Here is a 19,811-nt window from a genome sequence, read left to right as displayed (position 1 = left end):
CGAACTCGCGCGAGTGACGGTACGCCGCGATCAGTCGCGGCCGAGTCGCTGAGCCAGGCCCGCCGCGGCCTCGAGCACGCAGAGCGCCGCGAGCCGCACGGTGCGCCCGTCGGGGGAGTCCGCCGTCGCATCGACCTCGGCGATGTCGATGCCGCGTACGCGGGGATCCGCCGCGAACATCCGGGCGAAGGCCCTGAGCTCGTGCGCCTGGATGCCGCCCGGAATCGACGCTGGGCAGCCCGGCGCGACCGAGCGGTCGCAGACGTCGACGTCGAGATCCACGTGGATCGGTCCGCCGCCTGCACCCGCGATCGCGAGCGCCTCGGCCGCGATCTCCCGCAGCGGGCGTTCGAAGAGTTCGTCGCGGTGGATCACCGTGATGCCCCACGCCTTGGCGCGCTCGCGGTAGGCGCGCGAGTTCGCGAAGTCTGCGATGCCGATCTGCACGATGCGCTTCGGGTCGAGCCCCGCCTCGACGAGCCGGCGCACTGGCGAGCCGTTCGAGCGCCCGTCGCGTAGGTCGTGGTGTGCGTCGAGCGTGATGAGGCCTGCGAGCGGCAGCGCGTCGCCCGCAACCCCGACCGCGGCTGGCACGGTGAGGGCGTTGTCGCCGCCGAGCGCGACCACGAGCTCCGCGCGTTCGGCGAGCTGGCGCACGGCGGTCGCCGCGTGCAGCTCGCCCGCTTCGGTGTCGGGGTCGGCCACATCACCGGCGTCGACGATCCGCAACGCCTCGTCGAGCACGAGTTCGGGCTCGGTTCCCCGGCCCCCCAACGTGCCAGGCATGCCGGGCCCACCGGCAGCGACGACGTGACTCGAATACCTCCGCAACGCCTCGCGCACGGCTGCCGGGGTGACGTGTGCGTTCGTCGGGGAGAGTGAGGTCTGGGAGGTGGGGATCCCGATCACCGCGAGATCGATGGAACCTGGCCCAGCGGCGGCGAGATCCTGCCATCCGCCCGTGCGCGGCCAGAGCGGGTCGGTGGGAAGCGCGCGTCGCGGGATCGTGTTGCTCATACCTGCACGGTAGCAACGGTCGGCGCGGCGCGACAGGGAACGCCGGATGGCCACGTCCGGGATCCCGGACACTGGGGCTGGGTGGCGGCCCCCGCCGGGGCCCCGGATGCGGTGGGATCGAAGCATGACTTCGAACCTCACCGTCACCCTCGGCGACGCCCCGCTCAGCCGCGCCGACGTCGTCGCCGTCGCGCGCCACACCGCCACCGTCGAGATCAGCGCCGCAGCGCTCGAACGCGTCGCCGCGAGCCGCGCCGTCATCGACGAGCTCGCGAGCGACACCCGCCCCCACTACGGCGTCTCCACCGGCTTCGGCGCGCTCGCCAAGGTGCAGATCCCCGTCGAGAAACGGCAGCAGCTCCAGCGCAGTCTCATCCGCTCGCACGCGGCCGGCACCGGCACCGAGGTCGACCGCGAGGTCGTGCGCGCGCTCATGCTGCTGCGCCTCCAGACCCTCACCACCGGCCGCACCGGCGTGCGCCCGGTCGTCGCAGAAACCTACGCCGCGATCCTCAACGCCGGCATCACGCCCGTCGTGCACGAGTACGGCTCGCTCGGCTGCTCGGGTGACCTCAGCCCGCTCGCGCACTGCGCGCTCACGCTCATGGGGGAGGGCAACGTGCGCGTGGGTGAGGATCCGCACGCCGCACCCATCGACGCAGCCAGCGCGCTCGCCGCAGCCGGCATCTCGCCGGTCGTGCTCGCCGAGAAGGAGGGGCTCGCGCTCATCAACGGCACCGACGGCATGCTCGGGATGCTCTGCCTCGCCCTCACCGACCTCGAGCAGCTCTTCACGGTCGCCGACCTCGCAGCGGCCGCGAGCGTCGAGGCGCTCACCGGCACCGACGCCGTCTTCCAGGCCGAGCTGCACGCGCTCCGCCCGCACCTTGGCCAGGGGGTATCGGCCGCGAACATGGCGGCGGTGCTCGCCGACTCGCAGCTCGTGCAGCGACCCCGCGAGGGCGAGTTCAGCCGGGTGCAGGACGCGTACTCGCTGCGCTGCGCGCCCCAGGTGCACGGTGCCGCCCGCGACACCGCGGCGCACGCTGAGCGGGTTGCCGCCGTCGAGCTCGGCTCGGCGATCGACAACCCCGTTGTGCTGCCCGACGGCCGCGTGGAGTCCAACGGCAACTTTCACGGCGCACCCATCGGGTACGTGCTCGACTTCCTCGCGATCGCGGTCGCGGATCTGGCGTCGATCTCCGAGCGCCGCACCGACCGCTTCCTCGACGTCGCCCGCAACCACGGCCTGCCGCCGTTCCTCGCGGCTGACGCCGGCCTCGACTCGGGGCTGATGATCGCGCAGTACACGGCCGCCGGTATCGTCTCGGAGCTCAAGCGCCTCGCCGTTCCCGCGTCGGTCGACTCGATTCCGTCGTCGGCGATGCAGGAGGATCACGTCTCGATGGGGTGGGCGGCAGCGCTCAAGCTGCGGCGCGCGATCGACGGGCTGTCGCGTGTGCTGTCTATAGAACTGCTCACCTCGACGCGGGCCCTCGACTTCCGGGCCGCCGACGGGGCGGGCGCACCCGCTCCCGCGACGGCCGCGGTGCACGCGCTGTTCCGCACCGAGATCCCCGCGCCCGAGACCGACACGTTCCTGTCGCCGACCATCGACGCGGCCCACGGCTTCGTCGTGAGGGGCCAGGTGCTCGCTGCGGCGGAGGAAGGCCTGGGCGCCAGCCTCGCCTAACGCGGCGCTGCCGGGGAGCGGGATACACTGCCGACATGAGTGAGCCGAAGGCACCCGCCGCCGACCAGACGCTGCGCATCCTCAGCCTGCTCGCGCGCTCGCGGGGGCCGGTGCCCGCGAGCATCATCGCCGCTCAGCTCGAGCTTCCCCGCTCCACGGTCTACCAACTGCTCGCCACGCTGCAAGACCACGGTTTCGTCATGCACCTGCCTGAGGAGAAGCGGTACGGGCTTGGCATCGCTGCCGTCGAGCTGAGTTCGGCGTACGAACGACAGGAGCCGCTGGCGCGCCTCGGGCGGCCGCTGCTGGCGAGTCTTGTCGATCGGCTCGGGCAGAGCGGCCACCTCGCGGTGCCGAACGGCAGTGATGTGCTGTACGTCATCGAGGAGCGCGCCCCGGGATCCCCGCCCCTCGTCACCGACGTCGACGTGCGGCTGCCCATGCACGTCACAGCGAGCGGTCGAGCTATCCTGGCGGCGTTGCCGCGCGCTCAGGTGCGCGCCCTCTACCCAAATGCGCAGGCCTTCGCGCACCGCCTGAGCGAGCCGAACGGGGTCGACCGGTATTCGAAGCTGCGAACCGTGCTCGACGACACGGTGACTCGCGGGTTCGCGCTCGAGCGCGGCTCGGTCACGGAGGGCCTCTCATCGGTTGCTGCGCCTGTCCTTGATCACCGCGGGTGGCCGGTCGCGTCGATCGCGGTGACGTTCCGTGACGCACAATTCGGGGGAGAGGACTACGCCGCGCTCGCACACGAGGTGCGGCAAGCCGCTGCCGCGCTCTCGCAGCGGATCCACGGGCGGAAGCCGGCTGCGTAGCGAAGGTGCGGCCTGATCCGGGGCCGCAACCAATAACCGAACGCCATTCGGTTTGCGTTCGATGGCGTCGCCCGGTTACAGTGGGCCAACCGATCAGATTGGACCGCAATGGCGCGACCGCTCACCCCTATCCTCAGCGAGAAACGGATCCTCGAGGCCGTTCGGCGCCTCGCGCTCGACGGCGATTTCACCCTCGCGCAGCTCGCTCGGGAACTCGACGTGCGCGTTTCCTCGATCTATCACCACGTACCGTCGAAGGCTGCGCTCGTGCACCTGCTGCGGCGCGACTGGATCGCTGACCTCAGGGCCGAGCTGGGTGACACCGCGGGGCGAGATCGGCTCTCCCGCATCGTGCACTCCTACTGGGAGTTCGCCTCCGGCATCCCAGCGCTCGTGCCGCTGCTCGTCACCGAGCCGCTCCGTGATGAGGAGCTCACCTGGTTCTACGAGGAACTCGCCGCAACGCTGCACAGCATCGGCGTCACCGACGACCGCCTGCTCTCACTCATCGGGGCGATCGACGGCACCGTCCTCGGAGCAGCATTCGACCTGATCTCACCCCCGTTCCAGGCTGCAGACGCCGATCCGGGGGAGTACCCGCGGCTCGCCGCCGCCCTCGCGACCCTGCCAGAGGACGCGGACCGCAGAGTCCACCTCCGTCGAACCCTTGACGACATCCTCACCGGGCTGCTGCGGGATTCCCCGGCAGACGGCTGACGCTCCCGCCCTTCCCCACAACAGAAAGAACGCAATGACGAGTTCGCATACCGGTGTCGCCCGTGCTGGCGCACCGACAATGGTCGCGCTGATCACCACCTGGGTGTTCGCGCTGCTGCCAGCCAACCTGGTTCCCTCAATTGTCGAGAAGCTCGTGTACGAGATCGGCGTCGACGTCACGGTCGCAGGCGCCGTTGCGACCGGCATGACCCTCGCAAATGCCGCTGCAGTGCTCGGCTCCCGGCGTGCGGTGCAGCGAGGCAACCGCACGCGCATCGCGCGCCTCGGCCTGGTCATTATGATGACCGCGTTTGCCGCTGGCGCGATGTGGCCCGCCGCCGGTGTCACCATGACAGCCCTGATCGTCGGCGGTGTTGGCTCCGGACTGGTGATCTCAGCTGCGACGTCTGCGGTATCAGCGACGCCAGACCCCGACCGGGCAACCACGATCGTGATGACCGTGAACCGTCTGGTTGTCACCGTCGCGTTCCTGATGATCCCGCTCATCGGCGGTGGAACACGCGAGCTCTTCCTCATTCTCGCTGTCCCCGGCATTCTTGGGTTCATCGGCTCGAAGTGGTTGCCGCAGGTGCCCGAGGAGACCGCGGTCGTCTCGGTCGTCGGCACCGCCGCTTCCGCCGCTTCAGCCGGTGATGCGGCCCCGCCTGCCCCCGCGCGAGTGCGCGAGGCGCGCACCGCGAGCGGTGTGGCACACACTCTGAGTGACGCCGACAAGCGCACGCGGCTCGTCGGTTGGCTGCTCGCGATCGGCTTCGGCGTCTGGTCAATCACCGACGACGGTATCTACGGCGTCGTGAGCGTCATCGTCGGCGAGAGCTCGATGCCGGTGGGCGACAACTACGTCTCGATGATCTTCGCGCTCTCCGTGTTCTGCGGCCTCGGCGGCGCGCTTGTCGCCCCGTTCCTGCACCGCTGGTTCGGTCGATCGCCAGCACTCGTCGGCCTGCTCGGGCTGAGCGCTGCAGCGAAGCTCGGGCTGATGCTCCTCGAGAACCCGGCCATGTACGCCACCGCGAGTGCCGTCTGGGGCTTCGCCTTTGGCGCCATGTTGCCGCTCATCTTTGGCCTCGCGGCCTCGCTGTCACGCGACGGCGGCGTGAGCGTGCTCGTGAACGGCATCTACATCGTTGGCGTTGCACTCGGACCCCTCGTCGCTTCGCAGCGGCTGTCGCGCTTCGGCACCGGCACGCTCGCAGTCGTGATGACACTGCTTGCGGCAGTGACAGGCGCGCTCATCGTCTACGCGTCGATGTTCGCCGCCCGCCACCGCGACCGCAGCGCGGCAGAAGACGCTGCGGCTGCGGACGCACTCGCTGCGGCTGCGGACGCAGCACCCACCACCCGTCCAACGATTGGAGCTGACAATGACTGACCTGCTGATTACCAGCGCAACCGCGTTCCTCGGGGGAGCCCCCGTCAGCGACCGAGGGGTGCTCATTCGCGACGGACGCATCGCCGCAATCGGCTCGAGCGGCGAGATCGCCGCGCTGCCAGAAGCCGCAGGGGCGGAAACGATTGAGGCCCGCGGTGGGCTCCTCACCGGCAGTTTCGCCGACGCCCACATCCACGCGGTGTTCGCCGGTGTAGAACTCGGCAGGCTCGAACTCAGCGACTGCGACAGCGGCGAGGCGACGCTCGCGCGGATCGCTGACTACGCTGCGTCACACACGGCGGAGTGGATCGTCGGCGGCGGGTGGAGCATGGCACACTTCGCCGGCGGTACCCCCACGCGGGAGGCCCTCGATGAGGTCGCGCCACACCACCCGGTGTTTCTCATCAACGCCGACCATCACGGTGCCTGGGCGAACTCGCGCGCCTTCGAACTCGCAGGGATCGACGCTTCGACCCCTGACCCCGCTGACGGACGCTTCGAACGGCACCCCGACGGCACCCCGAGCGGCACGATCCACGAGGGTGCACAAGAGCTCTTCGCGCACGTGCTGCCGCCGACAACGATGGCCGAGTGCCGCACCGGCCTGCTGCGTGCGGCGGACATTCTGCTCGGCTACGGAGTGACGGCGTGGCAGGAGGCGATCCTCGGCGCGTACGCCGGCTATCCCGACACGACCGAGGCCTACACAGCAGAAGTGTCGGCGGGCACCCTCGAGGCCGACGTCTCGGGTGCGCTGTGGGTGACGCGCGATCTCGGCGATCCGGACTCACCGATCGACGCCGAGGCCGTCGTCGCCGACTTCGAGCGTCGACGGGCTGCAGCGGCGAAGCTTGGGTTCCGCACGGACACCGCGAAGATCATGGTCGACGGCGTTGCCGAGAATCTCACGGCCGCGATGAACGATCCATACGTGTGCGAGTGCGGTGGCGGAGAAGTCGAGCGCGGGCTTGCCTACTTCTCGGCGGAGGATCTCATCGCGCTCGTCCCCCGGCTCAACGCGCGGGGATTCAACGCGCACTTCCATGCGATCGGTGATCGAGCGGCGAAGTATGCGCTCGACGCGGTTGCGGCGGTCCCCGCCGCCGATCGCGCGGGCGTGCGCAACCACATCGCCCACCTGCAGGTCGTCGACCCTGCCGATGTGCCGCGGTTCGCGGAGCTCGGAGTTGTCGCAAACTGTCAGGCGCTGTGGGCTGCGCTCGAGCAGCAAATGGTGGAACTGACGCTGCCGATCCTCGGTGAGGAGCGGGCCGCATGGCAGTATCCATTCGGCTCACTTGCCCGCAGCGGAGCGACACTCGCCTTTGGGTCGGACTGGCCGGTGTCGACACCGGATCCCTGGCAGGCGCTGCACGTCGCGGTGAACCGGCAGGCGCCTGGAGAGACGGGAACGCCGAAGCTGTTGCCGGACGAAGCACTGAGTCTCGCGGCCGCGCTCGACGGCTACACGCGTGTCTCCCACTGGCTGCTCGGCACGCCAGGCTCGCCGGGGTGATCGAAGCGGGCCGTCCAGCCGACCTTGCGCTCGCTGACCGCGATCCGTTCGCGGCGCACGAGCGCGAGATCTGGCAGACCCGCAACGTGCTCACGATTCGCGGCGGCCGGATCGTCGCCGACCGCCGCGGCGCTGCCTAAACGAGGCGTTCGCCCGCCCGCCAAACCGCCCCGGTGAGCCGCATACCGGGGCGGTAGGCGAGGTGGGTGACCGAGGGAGCGTCGAGGAGTTGGAGGTCGGCGCGGGCGCCCACGCCGAGCGTGCCGACGCGCGGCTGCCGGGTACCGCGTGGGTCGACCCAGCCGTCCTCGGTCATTCCGAGCGCGGTCGCGCCGCCCAGGGTGGCCGCGCGGACCGCCTCCTGCACCGTGAGCCCCATTTGCAGTACAGCGGTCGCGACACAGAACCCCATTGAACTCGTGTACGACGTACCAGGGTTGCAGTTCGAAGCAATCGCGAGCTGCGCGCCAGCGTCGAGGAGCTGCCTGGCCGGGGCGAGCGGCATCCGGGTCGAGAGATCGCACGCGGGGAGCACGGTCGCGACGGTGCCGCGCTCGCCGTGCGCCCACGATCCCGCGAGCGCTTCGATGTCTGCGTCGGTGAGGAACCCGAGGTGGTCGACGCTGAGCGAGCCGTGTTCGACCGCGAGCCGCGCGCCCGGCCCATGTCCGAGCTGGTTGCCGTGCACCCGCGTCGCGAGCCCCTTCGCCGACGCGGATTCGAGGATCCTGCGAGTCTGCGCCTCATCGAAGGCGCCGGTCTCGCAGAACACGTCGACCGCGCTCACGAGCGGGGCAACGGCGTCGAGCATCTCGCCGGTGACGAGATCGAGGTAGTCGGCCGGGCCGGCCCCCGCCGGAACCACATGCGCGCCGAGGAATGTGACGGCGTCGGCGTGGAGCGCCGCGACCCGTGCTGAGCGCTCCTCATCGGCGACGGTGAGCCCGTACCCGGTCTTCGTTTCCATCGTGGTGGTGCCGTCGCGCCGCGCCTCAGCGACGAGCCGCCCGAGGTTCGCGGCCAGCGCCTCATCCGTGGCGGCGCGGGTGGCGTCGACAGTGACGTTGATGCCACCCGCGGCATACGACTCACCGGCCATGCGCGCCTCGAACTCGGCCGTGCGGTCGCCAGCGAACACCATGTGGGTGTGCGAGTCGACCCACCCCGGCAGCACCGCGCGGCCCGCGGCGTCGAAGCGGTCGTCGGCCGCGGGGGCCTGCGAAGCGGGGCCGACCCAGGCCACGCGGTTGCCCTCGAAGACGACGGCGGCGTCTGCGAGGCGGCCGCCGAGCCCGTCGCCGAGCGACTCATCGTTGGTGGTGAGCTCGCCGATGTTGTCGATGAGGAGGGTGCGCGTCATGAATCTATTCCTACCAGGCAGTTTCGGTGTTGCGAATGGTTGGCTCCATCGGCACGCGCACGCCGCGCTCCTTCGCGACGTCGGCCGCGCGCTGGTAGCCCGCGTCGACGTGCCGGATCACGCCCATGCCCGGGTCGTTCGTGAGTAGCCGCTCGAGTTTCTCGGCGGCGAGCTCGGAGCCGTCGGCGACGGATACCTGGCCGGTGTGGATCGAGCGGCCGATGCCGACGCCGCCGCCGTGGTGGATCGACACCCAGGTCGCGCCAGACGATGCCGCGGTGAGGGCGTTGAGCAGGGGCCAGTCGGCGATCGCGTCGGAGCCGTCGGCCATCGCTTCGGTCTCGCGGTAGGGGGAGGCGACGGAGCCTGCGTCGAGGTGGTCGCGGCCGATGACGATGGGGGCCTGCACCTTGCCCTCGGCGACGAGGCTGTTGAAGAGTAGCCCGGCCTGGTGGCGTTCGCCGTATCCGAGCCAGCAGATGCGGGCGGGGAGTCCCTCGAACTCGACCCGCTCTGCTGCGGCGTCGAGCCAGTTGTGCAGGTGGGTGTTCTCCGGGAAGAGGTCCTTGAGTGCGGCGTCCGTCACTCGAATGTCTTCGGGGTCGCCCGAGAGCGCGGCCCAGCGGAAGGGCCCGAGCCCCTCGGAGAACAGCGGGCGAATGTAGGCCGGGACGAAGCCGGGAAAGTCGAAGGCGCGGTCGTAGCCGCCCGTGCGTGCCTCGTCGCGGATCGAGTTGCCGTAGTCGAAGACCTCGGCCCCCGCGTCTTGGAACTCGACCATCGCGCGCACGTGCTGCGCCATCGACGCCTGCGCGTCACGGGTGAAGCCCTCGGGGTCCGCCTCGGCACGCGCGAGCAGCTCGCTCGCCTCGTAGCCGATCGGGAGGTACGAGAGGGGGTCGTGCGCGCTCGTCTGGTCGGTCACGAGATCCACCGTGATCTCGCCGGCGCGATGCCGGCGGAGGATCTCGGGGAACACCTCGGCGGCGTTGCCGACGAGGCCGACGGACCAGCCGCGCTGCTCGTCCTTCGCGCGCTGCAGCGTCGCGAGCGCGTCGTCGAGGTTCGTGGCGACCTCGTCGAGGTAGCGCTTGCCGACGCGGCGGTCGAGCCGGGTCTTGTCGACGTCGACGACGAGGCAGGCGCCGTCGTTGAGGGTGACGGCGAGCGGCTGGGCACCGCCCATGCCGCCGCAGCCGCCGGTGAGTGTGATGGTGCCAGCGAGGGATCCCTTGCCCTCGACAGCTGCAGCGCGGCCCTGGCTGATGAGCTTCCTGCCCGCGGCGGCGAAGGTCTCGTAGGTGCCCTGCAGAATGCCCTGCGTGCCGATGTAGATCCACGAGCCCGCGGTCATCTGGCCGTACATCATGAGGCCCTCGGCCTCGAGCTTACGAAACTCGGGCCACGTTGCCCAGTCGCCGACGAGGTTCGAGTTTGCGAGGAGCACGCGCGGTGCCCATGTGTTGGTGCGGAAGACGCCGACGGGCTTGCCCGACTGCACGAGGAGCGTCTCGTCGTCCTCGAGATCGCGGAGCGTGTCAATGATTGCGTCAAAGGCATCCCACGAGCGGGCGGCGCGGCCGGTGCCGCCGTAGACGACGAGGTCGTCCGGTCGCTCTGCAACCTCGGGGTCGAGATTGTTCATGAGCATGCGTAGCGGGGCTTCGGTCTGCCAGCTCTTCGTTGAGATCTCCGTGCCGCGAGGGGAGCGGACGGGGCGTGCACCGGGGAGGGCCATGATGGGTCCTTTCGATCAGGTGACTCCATCACACCGCGAGCCGGAGAGCGACACAACGCTCCCCGGCTCGCGGGTGTCCGGGACCCCGGACGCGGGGTTCGTCGCCGCGTCTACAGCTCCCTGGAATCCACGACGTCGACGAGCTGCGTGCCGTACGCGCCCGGCTCGGTGCCGCGACCGATCCGCTCGTAGATTGCTGGCCGCTTCGCCCGGAGCACGAGCCCCCACACCACACCGACGACCCCGGCGAGCGCGACGATGATCGGCAGCACGTAGGTGCTCGGTTCCGGCGACTCCTGGCCCATCTGCACGTGGAAGTTCGCGATGATCATCACGAAGACCCACGCGAGGAGGAGGCCAGAGAGTAGGGGAGCAATGAGGGTCGGCCAGAGTCCGAGGCCGCGCCGATCCTTCGCAAAGAACCCGATCACGGCTGCCGCGATCACCGCCATGAGCATCACGAGCGCCATCGCTCCGGTGTTCGTGAGCCAGGTGAACATTGTGAGCACCGGGTACAGGAAGCTTTGGTCGCCGAGCGCCTCGGCGCCCCCGAATGCGTCGCCGGCGAGGGCGAAACCGACGGTCACAACGAGTGCGATCATCGTCTGTGCGATCGAGCCAGCCCAGGGCGCCCCCGAGGGGCCAGTGCGGGCGAACCAGGTCGGCAGCACACCCTCGCGCCCGAGCGAGAAGAAGTAGCGCGCGACAGCGTTGTGGAACGACTGGAGCGCAGCGAACAGGCTCGTGAGGAACAGGATGTTCATGATGTCCACGAACAGCACGCTCACGTGGTCCGACATGAACACGAACATGAGGTCGGGCCCGGACTCCTGCGAGGCCGCGACGATGTTCGAGGGGCCGACACCAACCGAGAACGCCCAGGCGCTGAAGGCGTAGAACAGGCCGATGATCGCGACCGCCGCGTAGGTTGCCCGCGGCACGGTGCGCTTCGGATCCTTCGCTTCCTCGCCGTAGATCGCAGCGCCCTCGAACCCCATGAACGCGGCGACACCGAAGACAAGTACGATGCCGAGCGACGGGCCGAAGAGCTCCGCGGGATTCAGCGTCGCCGTCGTCACACCCTCAGGTGCGGCAGCAATCGCGTACACATCAAAGACGATGACCACGAGGAACTCCAGTGCGACGAGCACCCCGAGCACCTTCGCTGAGACGTCGATCTTGTTCATGCCGAGCACGCCGACGAGGGCAATGCCGCCGATGATCCACGCCCACCACGGCGTGCTGATACCGAACTTTGTTTCGAGGAACATCGACAGTTGAAACCCGAACAGCCCAAAGATGCCGATCTGCATCGCGTTGTACGCAACGAGCGCGATGAGCGCAGCGCCCACTCCCGCCGCACGACCGAGGCCCTGCGAAATGTACGCGTAGAAGGCGCCCGCGTTCGTGATGTGGCGGCCCATCGCCGTGTATCCGACCGCGAACACGGTGAGAATCACCGCGATCACGAGGAACCCGAGCGGCACCCCGAGCGAGCCGGTCACCGCGAAGGATGTGGTGACACCGCCAGCGATGACCGTGAGCGGGGCAGATGCCGCGATGATCATGAACGTGATCGCGGGAGCCCCCAGCGTGCGGCGGCTCAAGCCAGGGTCTGTCGGGTGCGCGGAGTGCGTTGCTTCGCTCATGTGCGTGAGTCCTCTCGTGGCGTCGTTGCCGGTGCGCCATTCGGGGTCCCGTTGAGCGCGTCGAAACAGAGTCTAAGAAGCTGCACAGCGTGGAGGTAGGCCTTGGCTGTGTAGCCAGCGCACGGCCCATGACTCGCAGTGCAGACTTCCCAGGTCACGTGACAGTGACTCTGCTGGGGGCGCATAGTGCATGTCTCTGAGCGCATGCCTCGCCCGCGCGGCATCGAATCTGCAGGCAAGCTCCGTAGGGTGGAATGATGCTCGCAGCGACAGTGATGGTCGCGGCCGCCGCACTGTGTGTGTGGTGCGCCGCCCAGTCGCGCAGCCCGTTGCAGATTGTCGCTGCGTCGGTGATGTGCATTGCGATGCTTGATCATGCGATCACCCTGCTCGTATCCCCAGTGATCTGGGCCGCACTCCTCATCGGGGGAGGACTGCTGGTCGGGTCATCGTTGCGGCCGGCGCAGGTCGACACTGGTGCTGGGGCCGGCGGGCCGGAAATCTCGAGCGACCGTGCGCAGGGGATTCTGTGCGCTATCGCGTATCCGGCGATGGCGGCGCTCGTGCTACTTCGGGCGGCTCCAGAGTTCACTCGTGGGGCTGAGATCGCCGCCTCGGGTGTCGCCGCCATGAACGCGGGAGCCGAGCCAGAAATCGGCGAGGTTGTCCACCACCACGGCGGAACGTTACCCGCAGGCTGGCTGGTAGCGGCCGTCGTCGTGCTCGTGGTAGCGCTCGGGGGAGTCGCACTCGCCGCACTCCGAGATGGACGACGGGTCGCTGCCGTGGAAGCGGGGGCGATGTCACTGATGCTTGGATCGATGCTCGCGTGATCGCCTGTCACCGTATCCCACAACTTCTACTGATCGCTACACCTGCAAACCCGTCGTCTGGATACAGGAATGGGCCGGTGCGCGCGTGCGCACCGGCCCATTCTCGCTGCGAACGCTAGAGCGTGTTGCCGAGCTTGAAGCCCTTGTCGCCCTCTTCGTCACGCGTGTAGGAGAAGCCGTCAGCGCCGATGGTCACTGCCATCTCGCTGGCATCGGTGCGGGCGACGACCTCGCGCGGCTTGCCGTCGAGATCGAGCACGAGCGAGCCCTCGGTGTACCACGACGGCACGACGGGGTTGCCCCACCAGTCGCGGCGCTGGTTGTCGTGCACGTCCCACGTGACGACCGGGTTGTCGGGGTCGCCCGTGTAGTAATCCTGCGTGTAGATCTCGACGCGGTGGCCGTCGGGATCGAGGATGTACAGGTAGAACGCGTTCGAGACGCCGTGGCGGCCCGGGCCGCGCTCGATGCGGTCGGACATGCGGAGCGCTCCGAGCTTGTCGCAGATCGCGAGGATGTTGTGCTTCTCGTGGGTCGAGAACGCGACGTGGTGCATGCGGGGGCCGTCGCCGCCGGTCATCGCGGTGTCGTGCACGGTCGGCTTGCGGCGCATCCACGCGGCGTAGACGGTGCCCTCCTCGTCCTGAATGTCCTCGGTGACGCGGAAGCCGAGATCCTGCATGAACTTCACCGCGCGCGGCACGTCAGGCGTGATCTGGTTGAAGTGGTCGAGCCGCACGAGCGCGCCAGGCGTGTGCAGGTCGTAGCGCCACGACAGCCGCTCGACGTGCTCGACGTCGTAGAAGAACTCGTAGGGGAAGCCGAGCGGATCCTCAACGCGCACCGAGTCGCCGATGCCCTTTGTGAAGCCCTCTGTGCGGCGCTCAACACGGCAGCCGAGCTCCTCGTAGAAGGCGACAGCCTTATCGAGCTCTTCGGGGCTGCGCACGCGGTACGAGAACGCGGCAACCGCGGCGACGTCGCCCTTGCGGAGCACGAGGTTGTGGTGGATGAACTCCTCGAGCGAACGGAGGTAGATCGTGTTCTCGTATTCCTCGGTGACGGTGAGGCCGAGCACGTCAACGTAGAACTCGCGCGACTTCGCGAGGTCGGTGACGACCAGCTCCATGTACGCGCAGCGGAGAATATCCGGCGCGGGAACCGAGGGGGTGGGGACCGGGTTGTCGGTCACGATGGGGGCTTCCTTGGTGACGTAGAAGCCGGAGGAGGTCTTTTCGCGACCCTTGAGCTCAGACATGCGTTGTCCTTCCTGGGTGGTGGTGTGCGCGCTCGCAGCGGAGCGCGCACACCGGAATCTTGGCTGTGGTTACTTGCTGGGGCCCGCGCCGAACTTCGGCGAGTGTGCCTCGTTCAGCGTGATGTGCACGGCCTGCTGGTCGGTGTAGAAATCGATCGAGCGGTAGCCGCCCTCGTGGCCGAGACCCGAGGCCTTCACGCCGCCGAACGGGGTGCGCAGGTCGCGCACGTTGTTCGAGTTCAGCCACACCATGCCGGCCTCAACGGACTGCGAGAAGTTGTGGGCGCGCTTGAGATCCGAGGTCCAGATGTAGGCCGCGAGGCCGTACTTCGTGTTGTTCGCGAGCTCGAGTGCTTCCTCGTCGGTGTCGAACGGGGTGATCGCGACGACCGGCCCGAAGATCTCCTCCTGGAAGATGCGCGCGTCGGGGGAGACATCAGCGAACACGGTGGGGGAGACGAAGTTGCCGACGGGGAAGCCCTCGGGGCGGCCGCCACCGGCGACGAGACGGCCCTCGGTCTTGCCGATCTCGACGTAGCTCATGACCTTCTCGTAGTGCTCGGGGTGCACGAGCGCGCCAACCTCAGTTGCGGGGTCCGACGGCAGGCCGACGACCACGTTCTTCGCGCGCTCGGCGTAGCGCTCGACGAACTCGTCGTAGATCGAACGCTCGACGAGGATGCGGCTGCCGGCGGTGCAGCGCTCGCCGTTCAGGCTGAACACACCGAACACGGTTGCGTCGAGCGCCGACTCGAGATCCGCATCTGCGAACACGACAGCCGGGCTCTTCCCGCCGAGCTCCATCGAGAGTCCCTTGAGATAGGGGGCAGCGTTGCCGAAGATGAGCGAGCCGGTGCTCGACTCACCCGTGAACGAGATGAGCGGCACCTCGGGGTGCTTGACGAGCGCGTCGCCAGCCTCCTCGCCGAATCCGTTCACGAGGTTGAAGACGCCGTCGGGCACGCCGGCCTCGCGGAAGATCTCGCCCCAGAGCGACGCCGACAGTGGCGTGAACTCGGCGGGCTTGAGCACGACGGTGTTGCCGGTCGCGAGCGCGGGGCCGAGCTTCCACGACTCGAGCATGAACGGCGTGTTCCACGGCGTAATGAGCCCGGCGACGCCGATCGGCTTGCGGTTCACGTAGTTGATCTGGCGGCCGGGCACCTTGAAAGTGTCGTCGTGCTGGGCGACGATGAGGTCGGCGAAGAACCGGAAGTTCTCTGCGGCGCGGCGTGCCTGGCCCTTGGCCTGCGTGATGGGCAGGCCCGAGTCGAAGCTCTCGAGCTCGGCGAGCTGCGCGTCACGCGACTCGACGATGTCGGCGATCTTGTGCAGGATGCGTGAGCGTTCCCGCGGCACCATCTTCGGCCACGGGCCGTCGGTGAACGCGCGACGCGCAGCCGCGACCGCGAGGTCAATATCGGCCTGCTGGCCTGCCGACGCGCGAATATAGGTCTCGTTCGTGACGGGATCGAGGACGTCGAACTCCTCGCCGCCGACCGAATCGACGAACTTACCGTCGATGAAGTGGCGGATCTTGTCGGGAATCCCTGCGGGTGTGTTCTGAGTCATGCTGTCGCCTCCGTTGGTCTGGGTGCTTGAATCTGGATGATGTGGGGTGCTGTGGGCTGAGTTACGCGGCCGAAGCCGGGTGCTTCTGCTCGTCCGCGCGGGCCATGACGGCGTCGAGCGTCTTGGTGCGGTGCTCGCGGGCTGCGAGCTCGATGTCGAGCGGGGACGCGCCCTGCTCGATGAGCTGGAGTATCCGCTCGTGCTCCTCGACCGATTCGCTTGCGCGGCCCGGGACGAAGCTGAACGATGAATTACGGAGCACGTTCATGCGGCTCCAACCGCGATGCACAAGTTCGAGGATGTGCGGGTTCGGGCACGTTTCGAACAGCACGGCGTGGAACTCGAGGTTGAGCTCCGTGAAGCGCTGCGGGTCGAACGCGGTGAGCGATTCACGCATCGTCTCGTTCACTGTGCGTGCGCGCGCGACCTGATCCGCCGTGATGAACGGGGCGGCGAGCCCCGTCGCCGAGCCCTCGACGAGCGCGAGCGTCTGCATGGTGTGCAGATACTCGGTCTCCTTCACGAGCGAGACCTGGGCGCCGACGTTGCGCTCGAAGGTGACGAGCTGCTCCGCCTCGAGGCGGCGGATCGCCTCGCGCACCGGCACCACCGACATGTCGAGCTCGGTGGCGATCGGCGCGAGCACGAGCCGGTGGCCCGGCATGTACTGGCCGGCGTTGATCCGCCCCCTGATGAGGCGGTACGCCCGCTCCGACTTGGATTCGGCAGACACGGTTACGCCTTGCCGGTTTCTGCGTTGTAGCGCGCGCGCCACTCGGCGTTCATCGGGAACAGGCCGTCGACGGCGTGGCCCTCGGCGACACGATCGGCAACCCAGCCATCCTCGACTTCCTGCGCGGCAGCTTCTGCCGCGATCTCAGCGAGTAGGAACGGCGGGATCACGATGACGCCGTCGCGGTCGCCCATGATGATGTCGCCGGGCTGCACTGCAGCGCCGCCGCAGGCGATCGTGACGTCGGTCTCCCACGGCACGTGGCGGCGGCCGAGCACGCTCGGGTGCGCGCCCTGCGAGAAGACGGGGATGTCGAACTGCTGCACGGCGGCGAAGTCGCGCACGCCGCCGTCGGTGACGACGCCAGCAGCCCCACGGACCTGAGCCCGGAGCGCGAGCACATCGCCGACGGTGCCGGTTGAGGGGACGCCGCGTGCCTCGACGACGAGTACCTCGCCAGGATTCACTGTGTCGAAGGCGCGCTTCTGCGCGTTGAAGCCGCCCGCGTGCTCCTTAAAGAGATCCGGACGGAACGGGATGAACCGCAGCGTCTTCGCGGTGCCGAGGATCGCGTCGCCCTCGTGGTTCGGGTAGACGCCGTCGATGAAGATCTCCGTGTACCCGCGCTTGCGCAGTGCTGCTGAGACGGTCGCGACTGCGACGCCCGCGAGCTGCTCGCGGATTTCGTCGGTGAGCGGGCCGGCGGTGCTCGCTGCTGCTGTTTCTGCGGCGAGGTCCGTCGCATGGCCCGCCGTGCGTGCCGCGGCGAGATCCGCTTCGCTGCCCCACGCCTCGACCTGCTGCGCTTCGCTGAGCGTCGGGGTGTTGCCGTAGTCACCAAACTCGGTCTCGCCCTGTGTGACCGTCGTGACGAGGCGGCCGGTGGTCGGTGCGCCAGGAACGTTTGGCGCGTCGACCTCGACCTCGACGACGTCGCCGGGGAGCACGACCGAGGAACCGGCAGGTGTGCCGGTGAGGATCACGTCGCCGGGCTCGAGCGTCATGTGCTGCGAGCGGTCAGCGACGAGCTGGCCGAAGGGGAACTTGAGCGTGTCGCTCGTGTCCTCCTGTACGAGCTCGCCGTTCACCCAGGTGCGCACGCGCCAGTCGCCCTCGCCGATGCCCTCGGTCGGGATCGTCGCCGGGCCGATCGGGGTGAAGCCGTCGCCGCCCTTGTTGCGCACGTTCGAGCCTTTGTCAGCCGCGCGGAGGTCGTAGAGTCCGAGGTCGTTTGCTGCGGTGACCTGCGAGACGAAGTTCCAGCCGTCTTCGGGGGAGACCCAGCGTGCCTCTTCGCCGATGACGAGCGCGATCTCGCCTTCGAACGCGAGGAGCGCGGTGCCGGCCGGGCGCTCAACGGTGCCGCCGGTCGGTGCCAGCGAGGAGGCCGGTTTGAAGAAGTAGGAGGGGAACTCCGGGGTGCGGCCGCGCTGGGCGATCCGCGAGGGATAGTTCAGGTGGACAGCAATGATCTTGCCGGGGGTGTCGATTCCGAACGTCATGACTACCTCGTCTCTTCTTTGTATTTCATATCGTATACGATCCATCGGGCGATGGGAAGTGTGTCTGTGTGTGTTCAGGTGGTGCTGGAGCGGTGCCCGCCAGCTGCTCAGGTTATGGCTGCTCGGGTCATGACCCGAGCGGGTCATGGCTGCTCAGGTCATGGCTGCTCAGCGAGGTCATGACGTCTCGGCGGTACAAGAGCCATGACCTCGCTGAAGGCATGGCAGGTCAGCGGCAGCGGGAGCGCCGGGGGAGTGTGCGCGGGCTAGTAGCTTGCGCGAGGGGTGGCCGAGGGCTCGCCAGCAGTGGGCTGCTGGGGAATGAACTGGTCGACGAGCGCCTCGGTAGCGCGGGCCAGGATCGCCACGTCGGCCCCAACCGCGACGAAGTCCGCGCCAGCCTCGATGTAGCGCTCGGCCTGCTCGGGCGCGAACGCGTTCACGCCGACGGGCTTTCCCGCGGCCTGTGCGGCCGAGATCGCGTGCAACACGGCATCGACGACAGCGGGGTGTGACTGCTGGCCGAGCAAGCCCATCGAGGCCGACAAATCAGCCGGCCCGATGAAGATCGCGTCAACACCGTCAACTGCAAGAATGCGCGCGACATCGCTCACGGCAGCAGCGCTCTCGATCTGAACGGTGATGCTGATGGTTTCGTTCGCGCGGGCAAGGTAGTTTTCGACACGGTTCCATCGGGCCGACCTGGCAAGCGCCGACCCGACACCACGTACTCCCTCTGGGGCGTAGCGGGCGGAACGAACGACCTCCGCCGCCTGCTCCGCCGAATCCACCATCGGAATGAGCAGGTTCTGGGCTCCCAGGTCGAGGTACTGCTTGATGGTGACCGCGTCGCCATATGGCGGGCGCACCACGACCGTGGCCGGGTAGGCAGCCATGGCGTGCAGCTGTGCGAGCAGCGATTCGAGCCCGTTGGGGGAGTGCTCCGCGTCGAGGAGTACCCAATCACAGCCGCTGCCGGCAACGATCTCAGCGTTCACCGCACTGCCTGCCGTGGCCCACAGGCCGATGAGTGCGCGGTCGGTTTCGCCGAGGCGGTCCCGCAGCGTCGGGGGAAGGTCTAGACGAATCGGCATGTGACTGACCCCAGCTCGTTGTAGTCAGCGTGGATGGTGTCGCCACGTTCCACCCACATGGGCTTCGTGAACGACCCCGCGAGGATGATCTCGCCAGCTTCGAGCGATTGCCCGTGCTGGGCGAGTTTGTTCGCCAGCCAGGCGACCCCGAGCGCGGGGTGGCCGAGAATTGCTCCGGCGACGCCAGAGTCCTCGATCGTCTGGTTGCGGTACAGCAGCGCCGGGACCCAGCTGAGGTCGACCTCATCGACCTTGACCGGGCGGCCGCCGAGCACCATCGCACCCATCGCGGCGTTGTCGCTGATCGTATCGACGATCGTGCGGCCCTCGAGCTCGAGGTGGGAGTTGAGGATCTCGAGCGCGGGCACGACGTAGGCGGTCGCGTCGAGTACGTCGAAGATGTTGACGTTTGGCCCAGCGAGTGGCTTCGAGAGCACGAAGGCCAACTCGACCTCGACGCGGACGTTCGAGAACCTATCGAATTCGAGCGTCGCGCCCGATTCATGCACCATGTCGTCGTGGATCACGCCGTAATCGGGCTCGGAGATCCCGGTAGCGACCTGCATGACCTTCGACGTGAGACCGATCTTGTGGCCGACGAGCCGGGCGCCGTCCTTGATACGCCGGTCGGACCATTCCTTCTGGATCGCGTACGAATCCTCGATCACCATGTCCGGGTAGCGCGAGGTGAGCTTCGGGATCACGGCGCGGTCGCGATCCGCCTGAACAAGCTCATCGGCGATGGATGCGATCTGAGAGGGGTCGAGCACGTGGCCTCCGCTTCGTTGGGGGTGTAAAACTGGGTGATCGGTGCGCGGACCTGTCGCGCTGGCGCTGCGGCCGGGCGTGATGCGTGAGCACACAGTGCAGATCGTATACGATCTGGCTGCGCGGGCGCTAGCGTGTCTGCGGACTGGG

At 68.3% G+C, this 19,811-nt stretch carries 17 protein-coding genes; 7 read left to right on the top strand and 10 right to left on the bottom strand.

Annotated features, from left to right (window positions below; translation table 11 throughout):
• Positions 1-30: 30 nt before the first annotated feature.
• A complete protein-coding gene (locus AUL38_RS03515) occupies positions 31-1,017 on the bottom strand; it encodes an arginase family protein (RefSeq protein WP_083506551.1) in 987 nt (328 codons plus the stop codon).
• A gap of 124 nt (positions 1,018-1,141) precedes the next feature.
• Between AUL38_RS03515 and hutH the strand changes: the two genes are divergently transcribed.
• The 6 genes from hutH to AUL38_RS17340 all read left to right on the top strand — a co-directional run bounded on the left by hutH (position 1,142) and on the right by AUL38_RS17340 (position 7,294).
• Positions 1,142-2,710, top strand: coding sequence for a histidine ammonia-lyase (gene hutH / locus AUL38_RS03510; RefSeq protein WP_059059313.1), 1,569 nt, complete (start codon positions 1,142-1,144; stop codon positions 2,708-2,710).
• 35 nt (positions 2,711-2,745) lie between these two features.
• Complete coding sequence (locus tag AUL38_RS03505) at positions 2,746-3,528, top strand: IclR family transcriptional regulator (RefSeq protein WP_059059312.1); 783 nt, start codon at positions 2,746-2,748, stop codon at positions 3,526-3,528.
• A 108-nt stretch (positions 3,529-3,636) separates the two neighbouring features.
• Positions 3,637-4,245 (top strand): TetR/AcrR family transcriptional regulator, encoded by a 609-nt coding sequence (locus AUL38_RS03500; protein ID WP_059059311.1) that lies wholly within the window; start codon positions 3,637-3,639, stop codon positions 4,243-4,245.
• 34 nt (positions 4,246-4,279) lie between these two features.
• Positions 4,280-5,638: an MFS transporter gene (locus AUL38_RS03495; RefSeq protein ID WP_059059310.1), complete on the top strand. Its 1,359-nt coding sequence runs from the start codon at positions 4,280-4,282 to the stop codon at positions 5,636-5,638.
• Positions 5,631-7,154: an amidohydrolase gene (locus AUL38_RS03490; RefSeq protein WP_059059309.1), complete on the top strand. Its 1,524-nt coding sequence runs from the start codon at positions 5,631-5,633 to the stop codon at positions 7,152-7,154. The genes AUL38_RS03495 and AUL38_RS03490 overlap by 8 nt, the downstream gene beginning before the upstream one ends.
• Entirely contained in the window at positions 7,151-7,294 is a 144-nt protein-coding gene (locus AUL38_RS17340) for a hypothetical protein (RefSeq protein ID WP_161937401.1), read from the top strand. The genes AUL38_RS03490 and AUL38_RS17340 overlap by 4 nt, the downstream gene beginning before the upstream one ends.
• Here the strand turns inward: AUL38_RS17340 and hutI are convergent.
• From hutI to AUL38_RS03475, 3 genes are all read right to left on the bottom strand, one after another.
• Positions 7,291-8,514, bottom strand: coding sequence for an imidazolonepropionase (hutI, locus tag AUL38_RS03485; RefSeq protein ID WP_059059308.1), 1,224 nt, complete (start codon positions 8,512-8,514; stop codon positions 7,291-7,293). The genes AUL38_RS17340 and hutI overlap by 4 nt on opposite strands.
• A 10-nt stretch (positions 8,515-8,524) precedes the next feature.
• Entirely contained in the window at positions 8,525-10,252 is a 1,728-nt protein-coding gene (gene hutU, locus AUL38_RS03480; protein ID WP_059059307.1) for a urocanate hydratase, read from the bottom strand.
• Between the two features lie 110 nt (positions 10,253-10,362).
• On the bottom strand, positions 10,363-11,901 hold the full coding sequence (locus AUL38_RS03475) for an APC family permease (RefSeq protein WP_059059306.1): 1,539 nt from the start codon (positions 11,899-11,901) through the stop codon (positions 10,363-10,365).
• A 257-nt stretch (positions 11,902-12,158) separates the two neighbouring features.
• Between AUL38_RS03475 and AUL38_RS03470 the strand changes: the two genes are divergently transcribed.
• Positions 12,159-12,734 (top strand): hypothetical protein, encoded by a 576-nt coding sequence (locus AUL38_RS03470; protein WP_161937400.1) that lies wholly within the window; start codon positions 12,159-12,161, stop codon positions 12,732-12,734.
• Positions 12,735-12,849: 115 nt separating this feature from the next.
• On the opposite strand, the gene hpaD is transcribed toward AUL38_RS03470, so the two are convergent.
• The 6 genes from hpaD to AUL38_RS03440 all read right to left on the bottom strand — a co-directional run bounded on the left by hpaD (position 12,850) and on the right by AUL38_RS03440 (position 19,663).
• Positions 12,850-13,992 carry a 3,4-dihydroxyphenylacetate 2,3-dioxygenase gene (gene hpaD / locus AUL38_RS03465; protein WP_059059304.1) on the bottom strand — a complete coding sequence of 381 codons (1,143 nt, stop codon included), beginning with the start codon at positions 13,990-13,992 and terminating at the stop codon, positions 12,850-12,852.
• 69 nt (positions 13,993-14,061) lie between these two features.
• Entirely contained in the window at positions 14,062-15,564 is a 1,503-nt protein-coding gene (gene hpaE, locus AUL38_RS03460) for a 5-carboxymethyl-2-hydroxymuconate semialdehyde dehydrogenase (protein WP_059059303.1), read from the bottom strand.
• A 61-nt stretch (positions 15,565-15,625) separates the two neighbouring features.
• Positions 15,626-16,297 carry a GntR family transcriptional regulator gene (locus tag AUL38_RS03455; protein WP_059059302.1) on the bottom strand — a complete coding sequence of 224 codons (672 nt, stop codon included), beginning with the start codon at positions 16,295-16,297 and terminating at the stop codon, positions 15,626-15,628.
• A 2-nt stretch (positions 16,298-16,299) separates the two neighbouring features.
• Entirely contained in the window at positions 16,300-17,799 is a 1,500-nt protein-coding gene (locus tag AUL38_RS03450) for a fumarylacetoacetate hydrolase family protein (RefSeq protein WP_059059301.1), read from the bottom strand.
• 266 nt (positions 17,800-18,065) lie between these two features.
• Complete coding sequence (locus AUL38_RS03445; RefSeq protein WP_059059300.1) at positions 18,066-18,893, bottom strand: HpcH/HpaI aldolase/citrate lyase family protein; 828 nt, start codon at positions 18,891-18,893, stop codon at positions 18,066-18,068.
• Positions 18,878-19,663 (bottom strand): fumarylacetoacetate hydrolase family protein, encoded by a 786-nt coding sequence (locus tag AUL38_RS03440; RefSeq protein ID WP_059059299.1) that lies wholly within the window; start codon positions 19,661-19,663, stop codon positions 18,878-18,880. Before AUL38_RS03440 ends, AUL38_RS03445 begins: the two co-directional genes overlap by 16 nt.
• Positions 19,664-19,811 lie beyond the last annotated feature (148 nt).

It is taken from the genome of Leucobacter sp. G161 (genome assembly GCF_001482305.1).
GTDB lineage: Bacteria > Actinomycetota > Actinomycetes > Actinomycetales > Microbacteriaceae > Leucobacter.
Note: the sequence above shows the minus strand (reverse complement) of the source record. Positions and strands in the feature narration are given on the sequence as shown.